Source organism: Williamsia sp. Y721, assembly GCF_059683565.1.
Window position 1 is genome coordinate 683883 of the sequence record NZ_JCASNH010000001.1, and the last position, 17913, is coordinate 701795.

The following is a 17913-nucleotide window of genomic DNA, read 5'->3' on the forward strand; positions in this document are numbered from 1 at the left end:
CAGGCGTTGCCCGATACGGTCTAACATGGTCGGAATGACACCGGCGGGCGAGCTCGGACTTCAGAGCTGGACCGAGCTGAACGAGCGATCAACAACTCTTGTCGTCCCTTTGGGATCCATCGAACAACATGGACCACACCTGCCCCTCGACACCGACGTCCGGATCGCGGTGGCGGTGGCGGAGGAGGCAGTTCGACCCGGCAGCGTCGATGGCCCGGCGAGCGTCGCCCGCGACCTCTTGCTCGCCCCGCCACTGAGTTATGGCGCCGCCGGTGAGCACGAAGGCTTTCCTGGCACGATTTCGATCGGTCAGGAGGTTCTGCATTCGGTGCTGGTCGAGTACGGTCGAAGTGCCTGCCGTTGGTCTCCGCGGTTACTGTTCGTCAACGGGCATGGTGGTAATGGTCGGACCCTGGTTTCCGCGGTCACGCAGCTACGTTCGGAAGGACGTGACGTCGCTTGGTTTCCCTGCGCCACGGCCGGCGGCGATGCGCACGCAGGCCACACCGAAACATCGCTACTGCTTCATATTTCACCGTTGGTCGTGCGGTCCGGCGAGATGGTCCGCGGCAACGTGGCCCCGGTCTCGGAGCTCATGGCGTCGATGCGTACCGGGGGTGTCGCGGCGGTGAGTGACAACGGAGTACTCGGAGACCCCCTGGCCGCCTCTGCGGCCGATGGAAGGCGAATGTTGAACGAGATGGCCGCGAAACTCTCGGACGGGCTCGAGCGGTGGCAGGTCGATGCGAATGGAATGCTGCAGTGATCTCGGAGCAAGACAACCGCCCCGATGAGTATGTGGTCCCGGCAGCGGTGGATCCGGCGGCACAGTTTCCGCCGATCGGTTTCCAGGTACAGATCGACTCCCATTGCACGGTGACGTCCGATCGCCGCCATATCGTCGGCGGCTCTCCGGTGCGACTGCTGAACCTGTCCGAGGTCGCCGGAGGCCTACTCGATGCCGACGGCAGGCTGACCGTGCGCGATCAGCTGACCTCCAGTCTGGCCCGTAAACTCCTCGATGCCGGGGTAGGGCATCCCCGGCCGATGTTCGGACCCACGGATTCCGCTGTCACCGTGGTGATCCCGGTTCGCGACAACCAATCCGGTATCGATCGGCTGTTGACTGTGCTCGACGGCCACAAGGTCGTCGTGGTGGATGACGGTTCGGTCGTTCCGATCACGGCGTCCGGCGCGACGGTGTTGCGCAACGAGAAGAGTCTGGGGCCCGCCGCGGCCCGCAATCGTGGTGCCGCGCAGGCCGATACCGAACTGGTCGCGTTCCTCGACTCGGATGTCGTTCCCGAACACGACTGGCTGACCAAGCTGCTCGGCCATTTCTCCGATCCGAAGGTGGCGCTGGTGGCGCCGCGGATCGTCGCGCTCGACCCGGGTGGCGGCGCGATGTCGCGCTACGAGGCGCTGTGCTCGTCACTCGACATGGGTTGGCGAGAGGGGCAGATCGCGCCCCGGTCGCGGATCCCCTATGTTCCGAGCGCCGCGATGGTCGTGCGGCGCAGCTGTTTTGACGCCTTCGACGAGTCGATGGAAGTGGCCGAGGACGTCGATCTGTGCTGGCGGCTACATCAGCGCGGCTGGTCGCTGCGGTACGACCCGGTGGCCACGGTGGCTCACGATCATCGGCAGCGACTGTCGAAGAGTCTGGATCGCAAACGGTACTACGGGACCGGCGCAGCATTGCTGTCCGGCCGTCACCCCGGCATGGCTGCCCCGCTGGCCTTGACCGTCCCGATGGCCGCGGCAATGGCCGCACTGGTGACCGGTACCGGCTGGGGTGTCCTGGTGGCATTGGTCGTGTTCGGTGTGCTGGGCGGACGTCTGCATCGCAGGGTGTCGTCGATGCCGGATGCGGCCCGGATGGCGGCCAAGTTGACCGCCCAATCGGTGGGATTCGGATTGTTGCAGTCGGCGTCGGCGATGTGCAGGCACTACTGGCCGCTGTCATTCCTGCTTGCACTGGTGTCCAAGCGATTCCGGACACTGCTCCTCGCCGTTGCGGTGGGTGAGGCCGCATACGAGTGGGTGCGGCTCGAACTGGTCAACCCCACCCCTGGCGCCAGGGTCGGCTGGTGGCGGTTCATGGTCCTCAAACGTCTCGATGACCTCGCTTACGGGACCGGGCTCTGGCAGGGTGCGTTGACCGGGCGCAGTATGGAAGCGCTCTACCCGCAGATCGGGGATTCGGCCAACACCCGGCCGCGTTCACCGGGCGCGCCCGCTGCCGCCGGGTGAGTGTGGTTGCGCCGGGGCGATCCCGGTTGCCCTCGAGTGGCGCGGATGTGATCGTTGTCGGTGCCGGTAGCAGCGGATGTGTGGTGGCCGAACGACTTTCGCGCGATCCCGAACGCACGGTGTTGTGGCTGGAGGCCGGTGCCGGCATGCCGGAGGCGGCCTCGTTGAGGCTGGATCGACTGCCGGTGGAGGCCGGTTCCGGGCGTGCGGTCCACTTTCCGAGCCGCCAGGGTTTCGATCTGCCACGTGGACGGGGTTTCGGCGGTTCGTCGGTGGTCAACGGTGGTTACTTCATGCGCTGGCACGAATCCGATTTCGCCGGCTGGCCGTGGGAGCGATCCGAGATCTCCGCGGCCTACGACCGGCTCGACGGGGGCCGTCCCGGTGGCGGCAGCATGCATGTGTCGGCCTTCGGTGACGACGAGTTGCATGACTACGCGCGAGCGTTTGAGAGTCATTGGCATGACCAGGGTTTCGGTGACGCTGTGGCGCCGTGGCCGGATGTGGGTGTGGTCCGGGTGCGATCGAATCGCGATGGCGATCTGCGGTGGACCGCGGCGGAATCGATCGCGCAGCGTATCGAGGGCCGGTCCAATCTGCAGTTGGTCACCGACGCCGAGGTGATCGGATTGCGGCGCCGTGGTGATCGCGTCACCGCGGTCGTGGTCGGGGAGCAGGTCATCACCGCCGACGAGGTGATCCTGTGCGCAGGAACATTGGGTACCGCTGCGCTCCTGGCCCGGTCGGGCATCTCCGGCACGCAACGCGTTCGCGTCTGGGAGCATCGCGAGATGCTTGTCCGGTTCACAGCGGCCGATCCGGCGGTGCCGGTGGCGCGGGCATTGTTGCAATCGGTGTTGCATACCGACGACGGAATCGAAGTGCGCTGCTATAACGGAGATTTCGCGGACTTCATCTCCGGAGTCCCGGCCACTGGGCCCGCAATGGGGGTTGCCCTGATGCACCCCGAGAACCCCGGGTCGATCGCGTGGGATCTGGTGAGTGGTCTGGTTGTCGATCTCGGTGAGGTGAGCCGATCCGACACCGAGAAACTCGCGGCATGGGCCGAGCGCGTCCGCCTGATGCTCGACGGCCCGCGCTTCGCAGGCCTGGCCGATCGAAGCCGGGGTGGAGCCGTGGCCGATCCGGTGATCCGTACGTCCCAACATGCGTGGGGGACACTTCCGATGGGTGTCGACACCGATTGGCTCGGCGCGGTGAGCGCGGTCCCCGGGTTGCGCGTTCTCGATGCGTCGATTCTGCCGACCGCGGGGTCGAGTGGTCCGCATGCAACGGTGATGATGGTGGCCGCGCAGATCGCAGACCAGATTGCGTGAGTACACAGAATATTTGAGATCAGAAGGGCAATCGTCGGTATCCTGAAGTGATGACCTCACTTTCTGATCCTGCGGTCCGGGCGTTCCTCGAAGATGGAACGAAGACCGGTCACCTCGGTTTCACCGCCTCGGATGGCAGACCGCTCGTGGCCCCGGTCTGGTTCGTGGTCGACGGTGACCGGTTGGCATTCAACACCGGAGTGGATACGGCAAAGGGCAAGGCGCTTGTCCGCGACGATCGGGTTGTGATGTGTGTCGACCTACAAGAACCGCCCTATGCCTTTGTCCAGGTTCAGGGCATCGCGCATGTCAGTGACGACCTGGGTGAGGTGCATCGAATCGCAACAGCGTGCGGGGCGCGCTACATGGGTGCCGATCGCGGGAAAGAGTTCGGCGACCGCAACGGTGTGCCCGGCGAACTGGTGATCTGGATCGAGCCGACGAAAGTCATTGCAGCGCTCGATATGACGGCCTAGCCGTCAGGTGCGGGTGGCTGCAGCCCTGCGGAATCCACGGACAGCCGGATAGAAGAAGATCGCAATGACGAGAACTGCCCACAGTATGGTCTTGGTCAGACTCTCGGCCACCGGACCACCGAGTGCGAGTGCGCGCATACTGTCGATCGCACACGTCATCGGTTGCTCGCGCACGATCGGTTGTATCCACGCGGGGTAGGCGTACACCGGTGCGAAACCGGAATTGAAGAACATCAGCAGGCTCGAGAACAGTGACATGAGTTGTACCAGTGGCAGGTTGGTCGACGACATCGCGACCGTCAGCATGACTGTCGAAAATGCGGCACCGAAGAGCAGTGGCACGAGAAAGATCCCCAACGCGGGCAGCAGTCCCTGGTCGAAACGCCACCCGATCAGCATGCCGAACGTGGTCAGAGCGATTGTGGCGATGAGGATCCGGGACAGTTCTGAGATGAGACGCGCGCTCAGGTCGGCTGCCTTGTGAACCGGCAGGACGTAGAGGCGGGTCAACAGTCCGGTACGTTGCTCACGTCGAAGTCTGATGCCGGCGATGAGGGACCCGAACATCGCACCGACAAGGACCACGAGAGGGACGGTGCCGTAGGCGCTGTTGATACCTGTGGCAGCGGTGATCGCGTCGCCGAGTACCACTTTGAACATGATCATGCTCAGTGCGGGGAAGACAATGCTCTGGATGAGGACCTTCTTGTCGCGGGTCCACACCGTGAGCTGCCGGGACGAGAGGATCGCGGTGTGCAGCAGGTAGGCGCGAAGACCGGTCTCTTGCGCGTGGGTGTCGGCGGGGAATGCGGTTGCCAGTGCCACCAACCGCTCGTCGGTCCGATCTCCGGTCGGTGCATACTGCGGCCGGTCGGCACCCTCGAGGGATTCCGATGCCACGACACCGGTCTCGTCGGCATGGTCCGGTCGTGCGCTCACCCAGGGCCCCACCGCATTGCGCAGCGACCCGGTCCCCGGAAAGTTGATCGTCTCGTCTTCCTCCCTGTCGACCGCCCGCCTTGTTCGCGCGCGCTCCGGGTCCAGATGGGCCCGCCACCAATGATTCTGCTGATCTGCACTCGCGGCCCGATGCCGTGGGGTTGTCGACTCCGACGTCGAATTCTCGGTTGTTGTCATGCGCGTGAGGTCCGGAAGGCCGCGAGCACGATCCCGGAGACTGCGAGTGCGACCAGCCCGGCAGCCCAGCACACCGCTGGGATCACCTGTCCGATTGTCACCGCACCCTCGTCGAATTGTCGCATCAGAGCGGCGAATTGAGAGACAGGCTGATTGCGGGCGAACGGTTGTATCCACTCCGGGAACTGGGACTCGGGAACGAATCCGGTCGACAACATGCCGAGGATGAGCGTGGGCAGTGTCATCGCTTGGCTCGTTGATTCCGGGTTGCCAGCCAGCGTTCCGATCACGTCGGCCCCGAAGGCGAAGACCACACCGACCACAAAAGCGACCGCCAGGAATCCGAGCAGATACCACGGTCCGTGGTGTGCCCGCCATCCGATGACCAGTCCCGAGATCATCGCCGACGTCAGGGAGACGACGAGCAGAACAGTGTTCGCGCCGAGTCGTGAGAGTGGCGAGACCATCGGGCTGATGGGCACCGTTCGCAGGCGGGTGGTCACACCGATCGTGAGGTCGTTGGCCGAACGCATTGCCGCTGAGGTTGCCACGAAGCTCGTCGACTGCAGACAGATGATGGGCATGAGGAACTGGGCGTAGTCGATGCCCGCGTACAGGCCCATGACCTTGTTCAGGGGCACAAAAAAGCAGAGTGTCAGGAGTACCGGCGCCAGGACGCACAGCGCGAACTCGCCGTGGCGCCACATCGTGGTCAGGAACCTCCGATTCAGTGCGAGCCACTGGCGGATCGGGTATATCGGTGGGCGCGCCGAATCGAGGGTGCCGGGATTGATGACGGTACTCACGGTTTGTCATCCTGCTGAACGTGCGAGTGTTCGGTCAGTGTCAGGAACACGTCGTCGAGAGAGGGCCTGCGTAGACCGATGTCGGTCAGCGTGATGTTGGCTTCGTCGGTGCGGCGGACGATCTCGACGAGCGTTGCTGCCCCCTGGGGCGCCGGAACGATGAGCGAGCTCCCGGCCGCGTCGGCCCGGATCGCATCATCTGCCACGAGGCCGGTGAGCAACTCGCGGATGCGCGGTAGATCGGCGGGCAGTTCGGGGAGGATCTCGCAGAATGTTCCGGCGACCTGTTCCTTCAGTTCGGCGGCGGTACCCTCGGCGATCACCTTGCCTTTGTCGATGACAATGATGTTGTCGCTCAGCAGATCTGCTTCCTCGAGATACTGGGTGGTCAGAACGGTGGTGATGCCTTGTTCGCGCAGGGCACTGACGATCTTCCAGACCTCCTGTCGGCTCCGGGGGTCGAGCCCGGTGGTCGGCTCATCGAGGAAGACCACCTCCGGTCGAACCACCAGGCCGCAGGCGATGTCGATTCGGCGGCGCATCCCGCCGGAGAACTTACCGACGCGCCGGGAGCCTGCGACCTCCAGGTCGAATGCGACCAGCAGTTCGTCGGCACGCTGGGTCGCCGCCTTTTTGGTCAGGCCCATCAGCCTGCCGAACAGGACGAGATTCTCACGGCCGGACAAGGATTCGTCCAAGGCGGCGAACTGGCCGGTCAGCATGATCGATTTGCGAACGGCTGCACGGTCTTTGACGATGTCATGGCCGGCAACGAACGCTTGTCCGCCGTCGGGACGCAGGAGTGTGCACAACATGTTGACCATGGTGGTCTTGCCCGCGCCGTTCGGGCCGAGAAGCCCGAGGACCTGACCACGCGCGACCCGAAAACTGATGCCGTCGACAGCCGTGAAGTCGCCGAACCGTTTGACCAGTCCGTCGACCACGACCGCATCGTCGCCGGCAAGGTTTGGTGCCGGTACCGGTGTTGGTGCAGGTGTTGATGCTTCTGGCCGGTCACCAGATGCGCTGTCTGTATCGGTGTGATCGGCAGGGTGCCCGGTTCCGGTGTCCTGTGGGTGAGGGGCCGGTGTGTCGCTGATCTGTGTTTCACCGACCTGTGCGCCCTCGGCCGGGGCCGGTGCACCCGGAAGCGATTCGGGCGCCCGATGGCGCGCGCCGGGCACGTTGGTCTGTGGGTCGACGTCCGAGTCAGCCGTATCAGGTTGCGCCTGCGCCTGCATTGTCCATTCCGTTCTAGTTTGCGTCGCGCGAGCTGTCGGGGCTTCTTCGTCGCCGACGGTCATCGCCAGGTCGGTTCTGCCATGCTCTGCTGCCCGCCCTCTTTTGATTCCACAATTACCATGCCGATCGGCTGTCCTATTCATCGTGCCGGAGGTGTCGTTGTTACAACTAATGTTTAGCAGAGCTTTTAATTGCTTTAGGTAAGTTTTATCTTGCGTCCGCGGCGTCTTTCATGCAAAAAATAGCGGGCCCAGGGTGGCGGCAAAAGCGAATTCACTCACGACCGCCACCGAATCGGTGCGCGTCCGATGATCCAAATCTTCAGCCACGCGGCGATGTGCCGGACGGGACTTGATCGTAGCGGAAAGAAGCAAAGAAATACGCAGGCGTGGTGACGTATTTCCACGTCCGCATACGGTCATCAAGGTTAGTGCAGGACTTCGGGTGGTGTGTCGGATTCGGACGATTCGTGCGAAATGTCCGCTTCAGCCGCACGGTCAGGAGTCGGGTCGGGGCGGTCGACGCGTGGGGTCCGCGACGTACTCATCGCGTGAAACTCCTACTCGCATCGCGGTGTTCAGGGACTGGGATTTTCGGGTACCCGCCTACTCGTGTTCCCGGCGACCTGCGGCGATACGGTTACTGCATTCGCCGCCGACTGCGCAGGGATACGAGTACCAATCGGAAACCGGGCGCGGCTGCGAACGTCTGGCACGGCCGATTCGGCGAGATCGTGATCGGTCCTGATATCTACCGGAACGATGGGCAAATCAGTCGATTGACTGACCATTGCCCGCAGAGGACGGAGGTTGGGCGATGAGACCGCGCGAGTGTCGTAACCATTTCGGGTCTCGGTTCGATAAGGGCATTATGAAGCTGTTCGGCCATGTCGCCGAATAGGTGTGTAACGCCTGGGGGAGCAGGGGAGATATTGCAAGAGGCATTCTTTGGTGATCCGGAGAATGAATTGTCGTCCCTTCAACCTAACCCGCCTGCAACCGGACGGATGGGCCAGTGGGTTTGGATACCATTTCATTCTCGTGAGTTTTGTCGGAAAAGATCGGGGGAGTGTTCTGCGATGACGTCATGGACATCTGGACCGGGATCGGAGCAGCGGTGGGTGTGACTGGTGCAGTTACAGGTTCACAGCGCGATCTTCGCGACAGTGCGTTTCCAATTTCTGCTGCGCAACGCGGAATATGGTTCGCCCAGCACGCTCTGGGGGACACCCCGATCAACATTGCGCTTTTTGTGGATCTGTCAGGTCCGGTCGATCTGGGACTGCTGACCGAGGCAACCCGGGCCGTTGCTCACGAGACAGCCTCGGGGTATCTCAAACTCATCGAAACCGATGGCCTTCCGATGCAGGTGGTGGACCGCCGCTTCGATGACACGATCGAATTCGTGGACTTCGTCGGAGAGTCCGATCCCCGCGCGGCGGCCATGGCCTGGATGCGTGCTGACTACGGTCGTCCGGTCGCCCTGTTCACCGACCGGCTCGCCGTCTCCGCACTCTTGAAGGTCGGCACCGACAGGTTCTTCTGGTACATGCGCAGTCACCACATCGCCGCGGATGGATTCTCCGCGATGACCGGTTTGCGTCAGGTCGCCGACGTCTACAGCGCAATGGCGGAGGGGCAGAGCCCGTCACCGGGCAAGGCGCCCGATCTTCCGCAGATCGTTGCCAATGAGCAGAAATATCGGGAATCGACGCGGTTCGCAATGGATCGTGAGTACTGGTCTGAGCGCACGGCCGGGCTCCCGGCCGCGCTGTCGCTCAGTCCGAAGGTCGCCGCCCCCGGCCCCTATTCGCTCGTGGCGTCCACCGAATTGGACACCGAGACCGCGCAGCTGCTCTCGCGCTCGGCCGAGTCGGTCGGCGGTGCGGCGCCGGTGGTCGTCGCAGCGTTCGCCGGGTACCTGTCCCGGATGTGCGAAGCAGACGACGTCGTCCTCAGTCTCCCTGTCTCGGCCCGTCACACCGCCGCGCTACGGCGTTGCGGCGGTATGGTTTCCAACATCGTTCCGCTCCGCCTCGGGGTGGCGCTCGACCGTTCGGTCGGCGAGCTGCGAAAGGCGGCACAGACCGAGTTGACCGGCGCTCTGCGCCACCAGCTGTATCGGCACGAGGACATGCGCCGGGACATCGGTATCGCCGGTGAACACGGACGTTTCGGTCCGGCGGTCAACATCATGATGTTCTCGCCGACGGTGGAGCTGGGAACGGCAACCGGTACCACTCAGGTACTCAGTACCGGCCCGGTTCTGGATCTGTCGCTGAACATCTATACGGGCGAATCGGACAATCTGCGAATCGATTTCGAGGCGAACCCGAATCTCTACGACGCTGATGAACTGGCCGATCACCACAGGCGTTTCCTGGCCTTTCTGCACCGGTACCTCGAAGCGGGGGACGATGCGGCGGTCAGCGATCTCGAGCTGCTCGACGAGGCCGAGACCGGGCGGATCCTGGAGTCCGGCACGGGCTCGGCCGTCGTGGTCGATCCGAGTCCGCTCAGACCGTGGAATCAGCAGGTCTGCGCCGGACCCGACCGCGTCGCCGTGGTCGGTGCCGGAGCCGGCCTGTCGCGCGCCGAGCTCGATGAACGTGCGAACAAACTCGCCAACGAATTGATCTCGCGTGGAATCGGGCCCGACGATGTCGTCGGCCTGATCTTGCCGCGTGGTTCGGACTGGGTCGTGTCGATGTTGGCCGCGTGGAAAGCCGGCGCCGCCTACGCACCCATCGACCCCGATGCCCCGCGCAACCGGGTGTCAGCGATTCTCGACGATTGCCACAGCAGGGTTGTGGTCACCACCGCATCGTGGACGGACGCGGCAGCACCTGCCGCCGCGAACAGCCACATCATCGTGCTCGACGACCCGCAGTGTGCTGCCAGCATCGCCCGGCGCGACTCCGCGACGCCATCGGATCGGTGGACGGAGCCCGGTGCCGGCGCGCGTCTGGCGTACGTCATCTCGACGTCGGGTTCCACCGGGCGTCCCAAGCCGGTGCTGGTGCCGATGGCCGGGGTTGCCAACACGCTCGGCTGGTACCGGCGAACGATGTCACTCGGTGACGGAGACGGCGTGCTGGTTGCCTCGTCGCAGAGCTTCGACCTCACCCAGAAGAACATCTGGGCCGCGCTGGCGGACGGTGCGACGATCAGTCTGGCGAATGACGGATTCGATCCGGAAGACATCCTGGCCCGCATCAGTGGTGGTGCCGACGACGTGCTGAACATGGCGCCGAGCGCGTTTGCCGTTCTCTCCGAACATGATCCGACGAAGGTGACCACGTCGGTGAAATCTCTGGTACTCGGTGGCGAGCCGGTGCGGCCGGATCAGGTGCGTGAGCATCTGGCAGCAGGCACGGCGATCTACAACAGCTACGGGCCGACGGAATTCTCGGATGTGGTCTCGTTCCACCAGATGGACTCCGCACCTGACGCCTATGCCGCCAGAGCGGTACCGATCGGTGGTCCTGTCGACAACATCTCGCTCTATGTGCTGGATTCGCGCTTGCGCCCGGTACCGCAAGGGGTGCCCGGTGAGCTCTACCTCGCCGGCGTCGGCGTGGGACGGGGATACGCGAATCGATTCGGGGCGACGGCTGCGAGCTTCGTCGCCAACCCCTACGGATCCGGCGAGCGCATGTATCGAACCGGCGATGTCGTCAGCTGGGATCGGCAGGGCGAGCTGCGCTATCTCGGTCGTGCCGATCACCAGGTCAAGATTCGCGGTTTGCGGATCGAGCTGGGCGACATCGAGTCCGCATTGCTGTCGCACCACGATGTGGCTCAAGCGGTGGTGACCATCGACACGAGTGGCCCGAGCACCCGATTGATCGGCTATGTGGTGGCCACCGAGGGCACCGACCCCGATCGATGGGCGGTGATCGAATACCTGGCAGAGACCCTGCCCAGCTACATGGTTCCGGCGGCGGTGGTGGTACTCGATGCGATGCCGCTCAGTGGCAACGGGAAAGTCGATCGAAAGGCGTTGCCGGAGCCCGACTTCGGTGTGCGCTCGACCACCTTCGTTGCCCCGTCCACGCAACTCGAAGAGACCATCGCAGGCGTTTTCGGTGACGTACTCGGGTTGGCGCGAGTCAGTACCGCCGACAGCTTCTTTGTCCTGGGTGGCGACAGCATCATGTCGATCCAGTTGGTCTCCCAAGCGCGGGAGGCCGGTGTCGCCCTGACCACCCGTGATGTCTTCGACTGCAAAACTGTTGCCGGACTGGCAGATCTGATCGCCCAGCGAGCAGCAACGGATTATGTGGTGGAGGTGCTCGAAGAACTACCCGGCGGCGGCGTCGGCGATCTGCCGCTGCTACCCATCGGACACTGGATGATCGAGCAGCAACACTGGACGCGGCGCTCACAGGCGACGGCGATCAGATTGCCCGAAGACCTGCGCACCGAAAGCCTGGAACCGGCGTTGCAGGCGATCATCGATCATCATGATGCACTTCGTTCCCGCCTGATCGAGGTCGATGGTCAATGGCGGATGCACGGCCGCGAGCGCGGCGCCGTCGATGCGCGCGATGTACTGAGCGTCGTCGTCGATGACCACACCACCTCCGGCGTTCTCATCGCCGCCGAGCTCGAACTGGCCGCAAAGCGGCTGGATCCGGGTCGGGGAGTGATGTTCCAGGCAGTACATCTGCCGGGCTCGAGTGGTACCGGCGGTCTACTGCTCCTCGTTGCACACCACCTTGTGGTGGACGGAGTTTCGTGGCGGGTACTGCTGCCAGATCTGGCGATCGCCTGGTCGCAAAGTGTTGCCGGGCTTCCGGTTTCGCTCGAACCGGTGGGGACGTCGCTGCGCAGATGGTCGCACGCGACCACAGAGATCGCGGCAGCCGGTGGCCGCCGCGACGAAATGCCGCTGTGGCTTCGAACAGTCCACTCGCCGCAGGAGCCGTTGGGATCGCGGCCGCTGAACTCGGACGTCGACAAGGCGGCGACAGCGGCGACAGTTCAGGTGACGGTTCCCGCAGATGTCACCGGCGCGATGCTCACCCGCCTCCCCGCTGCATTCCGCGGTGGTGTCAACGACGGATTGCTGACGGCGTTGCTGCTCGCGGTCAGCCGCTGGCGGCAGTTGCGCGGCGACGATTCGGACTCGGTCCTGGTCGCTCTCGAGGGTCACGGTCGCGACGACGACATAGTCGCCGGCGCCGACCTCTCGCGCACGGTCGGCTGGTTCACCAGCTTGTTCCCGGTCCAACTGACCTTGCCCTCGGCCACGGACCTCGACGACGCGCTGCGCGGCGGCCCCGATGCCGCCCGAGCGATCAAGGCGGTGAAAGAACAACTACTCGAGATCCCGGACGGCGGTGTCGGTTACGGCATCCTGCGCTATCTCGATGCCGATGGGCGCCAACAGTTGTCGGGTGGCACCGAACCACACCTGATCTTCAACTACCTCGGTCGCCGAGCGGTCGGCGGTACCGGAACGGACTCCGGTGCGGTGGCCTGGATGCCGGAGGAAAGCGTGGGGACCTGCGGGTTCATGGCGACCGTGGATCCGGACGCGCCGTTGACGGCTCCGCTGGAGATCAACGCCGGTGTGGAGGGTGATGGAGCCGCCGCACGACTGGTGGCTTCGCTCTCCTATGCCACCGGAGTCCTGTCGGAATCAGATGCACTGGAGATCGGCGCGCTGTGGGTCGAGGCGATGACAGCGCTTTCGCACCACGCAGGCGACACCGGAAGTGGTGGACTCACGCCGTCCGACCTGCCACTGGTCGAGTTGGACCAACGCCAGATCGGCGCCCTGGAGGACAACTACCCGGGACTGACCGATGTCTGGCCGCTGTCGCCGTTGCAACAGGGGATGTACTTTCACTCCCTGTTGGCTGACGGCGGCGATATGTACACGGCACAGATCGTGCTCGAACTCGAGGGCATCGTCGACCCGGATCGGATGCGGGCCGCCGGTGAGGGGCTGCTGGCGCGACATGACGTGTTGCGCACGGCGATCACCCAGGACGCCGGCACCGGAGAGGTCATCCAGTTGGTGCGCCGCGAGGTCGAATTGCCCTGGCGTTTCACTGATCTGAGCACCCTCGCGCTTGCGGATCGGGCCGGGGCACGCGAGGGGCTGCTCGACGCCGAACGCGCTGAGAGGTTCGATCTCGCGTCCGCTCCGCTGTCCCGGATGCATCTGATCCGGCAAGACGAGGGCCATTGGGTCCTGGCGATCACCAACCATCACGTCATCGCTGACGGATGGTCGACACCCCTGCTGATCCGCGATCTGCTCACGATGTACGCGATCGGTTCGGCCGATGCGCTGCCACGGGTCCGCTCCTACGGCGATTTCCTCGGCTGGTTGCAGACGCGTGACAAGGAAGAGGCCACGCGCCGGTGGGCGGAAGCGCTCCAGGGATCGGAACCGACGATGCTCGTCGAGCGCTTCGAACCGGACGGCTCCGACGTGCCGATCGACATGACCCGAACGCTGAACCCCGAATTGGACGGGGCGCTTCGTTCGATGACGCGGGCGCTGGACATCACCGTCAACACGGTTCTGCAGGCGGCCTGGGCAATGGTGCTGGCGTCCAAAACCGGTCGGCAGGATGTGGTGTTCGGGTCGACCGTGTCCGGCAGGCCCGCAGAACTCAGTGGGGTCGACACGATGGTCGGCCTGTTCATCAACACCTTGCCGGTCAGGGTCCGACTGGAACCCGACGAGTCCGTTGCCGACCTCCTGACCAGGCTGCAGCGCGAGCAGAGCACAATGCTGGACCATCAGCACCTGGCTCTCAACGAGGTGATGGCCACCGCTGGCGGCGGAAACCTGTTCGATTCACTGCTGGTGCTCGAGTCGTACCCGATCGACAAGCAGGGGCTGTCCGAGGACACCGACATCGCGGGCATGCAGCTGCGGGGCGTGGGCGTGCGGGACGGTTCGCACTACCCGCTCTCCGTGGTGGGCATACCGGGCGAGCGGCTCGAGCTCAAGTTCAAGTACCTGTCGTCCGGGCTCGATGCGGCGGTCGTTGCGGACCTCGCCGACCGGATGCTGTCGGTGATCAAGGGGTTCACCGCGGACCACGAGCGTCGGATCGCGCAGCTCCCGGTGATCGGCGAAGCGGAGCAGCGGCTGCTGATGCCGGTGCGCGGAAGTGCTGCCGAACCGGTCACGACCTTGCCGGACCTACTCCGGACCGCGGCCCGGAACGCCCCGGATGCCACTGCCCTTGTGGCTGCCGACCGGATCGTCAGCTACCGAGAGCTCGATCAGCTGTCCAGTTCGCTGGCGCGGGTGCTGCTCAGCGAAGGAGTCGGCCCCGACAACTTCGTCGCAATCGCCGTCGGCCGATCGGTCGAATCGCAGGTCGCCCAGTGGGCGGTTGCCAAGGCGGGCGCGGCCTTCGTACCGGTCGATCCGGGCTACCCGGCCGATCGCGTTGCGCACATGATCAGCGACTCCGGTGCGACGATCGGGCTGACGACATCCGCTCATGTCGCAGCGCTGCCGGAGAATGTCACGTGGCTGGAACTCGATCGCCCCGCACTCCGCGAGCGGTGTGCGATGCCCCGCACGTCCCAGATCGGGCCGATCACCCGTCGACCGGTTCTGCCGCATCAGGCGGCCTACATGATCTATACCTCGGGTTCGACCGGCGTGCCCAAGGGTGTGGTGGTGACGCATGCCGGTCTGACGAACTTCGTCAATGACCAACGCGTGCGTTACGGGCTGACCGCGTCGTCACGCACCCTGCACTTCTCGTCTCCGAGTTTCGACGCCTCGATTCTGGAATTGTTCCTCGCGACCGCGGCGTCGTCGACGATGGTGATCGCCGACCAAACCGTCTACGGCGGTGAAGAACTGCATCACCTTTTGGCCGGTGAGGAGATCACGCACGCCTTTGTCACGCCTGCCGCCCTGGCCACGGTTGATCCCGAAGGTTTGCCACAGCTGCGCACGGTGATCGTCGGCGGCGACGCGTGCGGCGCCGATCTGGTGGCCCGGTGGGGCGTGGAGCGGGCGATGTTCAACGCCTACGGACCCACCGAGGCAACGGTGGCCACCAATGTCAGCGAGCAGCTGACGGCAGACGATTCGCCGGTTACCGTCGGCGGCCCGATCGGGGGTGTCACCGAAGTGGTGCTCGACAACTGGCTGCGTCCGGTCCCGGTGGGCGCTGAAGGTGAATTGTACGTAGCCGGTGCAGGTTTGGCGCGTGGTTACCACGGTAAACCCGGGCTGACCGCGGGACGGTTCGTCGCCGATCCGAACAACCCCGGTGGCCGGATGTACCGCACCGGTGATGTGGTGCGGTGGGTTGATCGCGCCGGCGCCGGAGAGGTTCCGCGCCTGCAGATCGAATACGTCGGACGCAGCGATTTCCAGGTCAAGGTGCGTGGATTCCGCATCGAGCTCGGCGAGATCGACGTGGCTCTGGCAGCCCACGAATCAGTTGAGTTCGTGACCACGGTCGGACGTGAGGGGCCTTCGGGACCCACGGCCCTGGTCTCATACATCGTTCTCGTTCCGGGGGCCTCTGTGACCACCGGCGAACTGACAACATTTGTCGCACAAACACTTCCGGCTCACATGGTTCCGTCGAGCATCATGGTGCTCGATACGGTTCCGCTGACCGTCAACGGCAAGGTGGATCGCGCGGCATTGCCCGAACCCGACTTCGGCGATTCCGCGGAGGCGATATACGTCGCCCCGTCCACACCGGAGGAGATTGCGATCGCCCAGGTGTTCGCCGACGTCCTCTCGATCGAGCGGGTGTCCGCAGTCGAGTCGTTCTTCCGTCTCGGCGGTGATTCCTTGTCGGCGACGCGCGCGGTCGCCCGTGTCACCGCGGCCACCGGACGTCAGCTCGGGGTACGCGACCTCTTCGAGGCGCCGTCACCCGCAGCGCTCGCCGCCCGTCTCGCAGCGGCGCCGGATGCTGGTTCCCGTCCGGAGCTGACGGCGATGCCGCGTCCTGAGTTCTTGCCGTTGTCACTTGCCCAACAACGTATCTGGCTCATCAACCGCCTCGATAAGAGCTCTCCCGCATACAACATCGCAGGCGCGCTCAGGTTGCAGGGGCAACTGGATGTCGAAGCACTGGAACACGCGGCCCGCGATGTGATCGGCCGTCACGAATCGTTGCGTACCCACTACCCGGAGCGTGACGGGGTACCGGGCCAGGTTGTCCTGGCGCCGTCGGAGTTCGACGTCTCCCTCGATCCGATGCCGGTCGACGTCGAACAACTCGATGCCGAGCTCATCGCCTTTGCCGCACAGGGATTCGATGTGACGGTCGCACCCCCACTGCGGATGCGACTTCTCCGGGTCTCCGATGATCATCACGTGCTGGCGGTTGTGGCCCATCACATCAGTGCCGACGGTGAGTCGATGGGTCCACTGGCACGCGACCTGATGGTCGCGTATGTCGCTCGCTCGCACGGAGCGGCGCCGGCCTGGCAACCACTCGCGGTGCAGTATGCCGATTACACGCTGTGGAAGCGGGATCTGCTCGGTGACGCCGACAATCCGGCCACGGTGGCCGGACGCGAGCTGTCGTACTGGGAACGCGCGTTGCACGGCATGCCCGAACTCCTCGAACTACCCGCCGATCGTCCGCGTCCGCCGCAACAGTCGATGCGCGGCGCCCGGGTGGACTTCGAGATCGACGAACAGTTGGTCTCCAGGCTCAATCACATCGCGGCCGGTCATGGAGCCACCCTGTTCATGGTCATGCACGCCGCGTTCTCCGCCCTGTTGTCGCGATTGAGCGGACGCGATGACATCGCCATCGCAACCCCGGTCGCCGGGCGTGGTGAAGAGGCGCTCGACGACCTCATCGGGATGTTCGTCAACACCGTGGTCCTGCGGGTCGACGCCGATCCCGGCGCGGAGTTCATCGATCTGCTGCACGCTGCCCAGAAGACCGACCTCGAGGCGTACGCCCATGCCGACGTGCCGTTCGACTCGGTGGTCGACCAGCTCAAACCGGTTCGCAGTGAGGCTTTTTCACCGCTTGCGCAGGTGATGCTCGCGATGGAGAATCCAGCCGTGTCCGGGCTGTTGCTGCCCGGCCTGACCGTCGGTGAGTACGACTGGGGAGTCGTGCCGGCGAAAATGGATCTGAAGTTGACTTTCGCGGACAACCGCGAGGACGGCAGTGTTGTCGGTCCGCTGAACGCGACGTTCGTGTACGCGACCGACCTGTTCGACCGGAGCACGATCGTGCGATTCGCGGACCAATTGATCCGGATCCTCGAAGCGGTCGCCACCGATCCGCGTGCCGTGGTGGGAGACATCGACATCTGGTCTGCCGCAGCGCAACCCGAGAGTCTGCGTGATTCGCTGGTGGAGCCGACGACGGTCGCCGACCTGCCGGGGATGGTGGCGCTGGTCGCCGGCGAGGATCCCGACCGGCCTGCCCTGCGATCCGGGTCGACCGAGGTGACGTTCAGGGATCTGCACGACCGGCTGTCGATCCTGCAGGAATCGCTGGCCCCGAGCGGAATCGGCATCGACGCAGTGGTGATGACGGCGTTGTCCGGACTGGCACCGGATCTGCTCCTGCCCGGCACCGGACCCGATCTCGAGGAGATCGTCGACAACCTCGTCGCCGACGTCGCGTCAGCAGCGCAGATGGTGGCAAGGATGTCGTCGAACCCCGTCCGAATCGCCTGA

General features: G+C 64.5%; 8 protein-coding genes. 5 read left to right on the forward strand and 3 right to left on the reverse strand.

Going from position 1 to position 17913, the window contains the following annotated elements; translation table 11 throughout:
• The first annotated feature begins 34 nt into the window (after positions 1–34).
• From mftE to AC56PL_RS03085, 4 genes are read left to right on the forward strand one after another with little or no spacing between them, the layout of a single operon-like run.
• Positions 35–766, forward strand: a complete 732-nt coding sequence (gene mftE, locus AC56PL_RS03070) for a mycofactocin biosynthesis peptidyl-dipeptidase MftE (RefSeq protein WP_495514943.1) — start codon at positions 35–37, stop codon at positions 764–766.
• Positions 763–2253 (forward strand): mycofactocin biosynthesis glycosyltransferase MftF, encoded by a 1491-nt coding sequence (gene mftF / locus AC56PL_RS03075; RefSeq protein ID WP_497152985.1) that lies wholly within the window; start codon positions 763–765, stop codon positions 2251–2253. Before mftE ends, mftF begins: the two co-directional genes overlap by 4 nt.
• Positions 2250–3590 carry a mycofactocin system GMC family oxidoreductase MftG gene (gene mftG, locus AC56PL_RS03080; RefSeq protein ID WP_497152986.1) on the forward strand — a complete coding sequence of 447 codons (1341 nt, stop codon included), beginning with the start codon at positions 2250–2252 and terminating at the stop codon, positions 3588–3590. The genes mftF and mftG overlap by 4 nt, the downstream gene beginning before the upstream one ends.
• A gap of 50 nt (positions 3591–3640) precedes the next feature.
• Positions 3641–4066, forward strand: coding sequence for a PPOX class F420-dependent oxidoreductase (locus AC56PL_RS03085; protein ID WP_497152987.1), 426 nt, complete (start codon positions 3641–3643; stop codon positions 4064–4066).
• Between the two features lie 3 nt (positions 4067–4069).
• Here the strand turns inward: AC56PL_RS03085 and AC56PL_RS03090 are convergent, their stop codons facing one another.
• The 3 genes from AC56PL_RS03090 to AC56PL_RS03100 are packed head-to-tail and all read right to left on the reverse strand — an operon-like array spanning position 4070 to position 6953.
• The gene (locus AC56PL_RS03090; RefSeq protein ID WP_497152988.1) at positions 4070–5203 is read right to left on the reverse strand and encodes an ABC transporter permease; all 1134 of its coding nucleotides are present in this window, start codon (positions 5201–5203) and stop codon (positions 4070–4072) included.
• Positions 5200–6009, reverse strand: a complete 810-nt coding sequence (locus tag AC56PL_RS03095; RefSeq protein ID WP_495514948.1) for an ABC transporter permease — start codon at positions 6007–6009, stop codon at positions 5200–5202. Before AC56PL_RS03095 ends, AC56PL_RS03090 begins: the two co-directional genes overlap by 4 nt.
• A complete protein-coding gene (locus AC56PL_RS03100; RefSeq protein ID WP_497153553.1) occupies positions 6006–6953 on the reverse strand; it encodes an ATP-binding cassette domain-containing protein in 948 nt (315 codons plus the stop codon). The genes AC56PL_RS03095 and AC56PL_RS03100 overlap by 4 nt, the downstream gene beginning before the upstream one ends.
• Before the next feature lie 1345 nt (positions 6954–8298).
• Here AC56PL_RS03100 and AC56PL_RS03105 point away from each other — a divergent pair.
• The gene (locus AC56PL_RS03105; protein ID WP_497152989.1) at positions 8299–17913 is read left to right on the forward strand and encodes an amino acid adenylation domain-containing protein; all 9615 of its coding nucleotides are present in this window, start codon (positions 8299–8301) and stop codon (positions 17911–17913) included.

Bases quoted from the DNA above. Each gene is read 5' to 3' on its own strand.
- AC56PL_RS03085 (WP_497152987.1), top strand. From the start codon at position 3,641: ATGACCTCACTTTCTGATCCTGCGGTCCGGGCGTTCCTCGAAGATGGA.
- mftE (WP_495514943.1), top strand. From the start codon at position 35: ATGACACCGGCGGGCGAGCTCGGACTTCAGAGCTGGACCGAGCTGAAC.
- AC56PL_RS03090 (WP_497152988.1), bottom strand. From the start codon at position 5,203: ATGACAACAACCGAGAATTCGACGTCGGAGTCGACAACCCCACGGCAT.